General features: G+C 73.0%; 1 protein-coding gene and 1 pseudogene. One reads left to right on the top strand and one right to left on the bottom strand.

Annotated features, from left to right (window positions below; translation table 11 throughout):
• Positions 1-284: pseudogene (locus tag ACTIR_RS23300) on the bottom strand (hypothetical protein); the annotation flags it as partial.
• A gap of 164 nt (positions 285-448) precedes the next feature.
• On the opposite strand from ACTIR_RS23300, the gene manB reads away from it, so the two are divergent.
• A partial coding sequence (gene manB, locus ACTIR_RS26675) for a mannose-1-phosphate guanylyltransferase (protein ID WP_034240033.1) occupies positions 449-1,198 on the top strand: 750 nt, incomplete at its 3' end.

The raw sequence follows: 1,198 nt of genomic DNA, 5'->3' as shown, positions 1-1,198 counted from the left end.
GTGCCGTCGGCCGCGTACGCCGTGCCGTCGGTCGCATACGCCGAGCCGTCGGCACCGGCCGGTGCGTCCCCCGCGGGGCCCCCGCCGACGTCGTTGGCCTCGATCAGCGACGACGGGAGCTTCGTCGTCGTGTCGGGGTCGGTGTCCAGTCTGTCGACCACCCGTCTCGGGATCTGCTGGGTGTTCGCGGCGTCCATCGGCGACGCCTGGTTGTCCGGCGTGACCACGCCGCCGCGTGCCTGCGCGCGGGCCAGCACGGCGTCCGCACGATCGCGGGGATCCATGTCTTCGCACACCCCCGTAGGTGTCCCGGGCCGACCGATGGCCCACTCCTGACGGGCCGCCGCCTTCGGTGTCTAGGGTAGGCCCTCGGGCGGGTGACCGTCAGTGGGTCAGGGCTGGTTCGTCGTCACCTCACCAGAGGTCAGGTAGGGAGGATTCTCGCACGATGCCATCCGGGATGGCCGCCGACGCCGTGGTGCTGGTCGGGGGCAAGGGAACACGACTGCGCCCGCTCACGCTCTCCGCGCCGAAACCGATGCTGCCGACGGCGGGGGTGCCGTTCCTGTCCCACCTGCTCTCCCGCATCCGCGACGCGGGGCTGACCCACGTCGTGCTGGGCACCTCCTACCGCGCCGAGGTGTTCGGCGAGTACTTCGGCGACGGCGCCCGGTTCGGGCTGGACATCGACTACGTCGTCGAGGACGAGCCGCTGGACACCGGCGGCGCGATCCGCAACGTCGCCGACCGGCTCCGGCACGACGACGCCGTGATCTTCAACGGCGACATCCTGTCCGGGGCCGACCCGGCCGCCCTGCTCGCCACCCACCGCGACTCCGGTGCCGACGTCACCCTGCACCTGCACCGCGTCGCCGACCCGTCCCGGTTCGGCTGCGTGCCCACCACCGCCGACGGTCGCGTGACGGCGTTCCTGGAGAAGACGCCGGACCCGCCGACCGACCAGATCAACGCGGGTTGCTACGTGTTCCGGCGCACGGTGCTGGAGGAGATCCCGGCCGGACGGCCGGTGTCGGTGGAACGGGAGACCTTCCCCGGCCTGCTGGCGGAGGGCAGGCACGTGCAGGGCTTCGTCGACGACTCGTACTGGCTCGACGTCGGCACCCCCGAGGCGTTCGTGCGCGGCTCGGCCGACCTCGTCCGCGGCCTGGCCCCGACCGCGGCCCTGCCCGGCCCGGCC

The sequence above is a fragment of the Saccharomonospora iraqiensis subsp. iraqiensis genome, from assembly GCF_000430445.1.
In the GTDB taxonomy this organism is placed as follows: Bacteria; Actinomycetota; Actinomycetes; order Mycobacteriales; family Pseudonocardiaceae; genus Saccharomonospora; species Saccharomonospora iraqiensis.
The sequence above is the reverse complement of the archived record's forward strand: the minus strand, read 5'-3'. Positions and strand labels throughout refer to the sequence as shown.